This window comes from Limosilactobacillus reuteri subsp. simiae, from assembly GCF_020784875.1.
Lineage (GTDB): Bacteria > Bacillota > Bacilli > Lactobacillales > Lactobacillaceae > Limosilactobacillus > Limosilactobacillus reuteri_H.
Genome location: NZ_JAJGUI010000039.1, coordinates 1 through 237 on the forward strand (window position 1 = coordinate 1; position 237 = coordinate 237).

1 rRNA gene is annotated in these 237 nt (G+C 51.9%); it reads right to left on the reverse strand.

Annotated elements, in window-relative coordinates:
* Positions 1-237, reverse strand: a 23S ribosomal RNA gene (locus LMC10_RS01315); the annotation flags it as partial.

Genomic DNA, 237 nt, shown 5'->3' on the forward strand with positions numbered 1-237 from the left:
GAGCCTTCCCCAGGAAACCTTAGTCATTCGGTGGACAGGATTCTCACCTGTCTTTCGCTACTCATACCGGCATTCTCACTTCTAAGCGCTCCACCAGTCCTCACGGTCTGACTTCGCCACCCTTAGAACGCTCTCCTATCACGTGCACATAGTGCACATCCACAGTTTCGGTAATATGCTTAGCCCCGGTACATTTTCGGCGCAGGATCACTCGACTAGTGAGCTATTACGCACTCT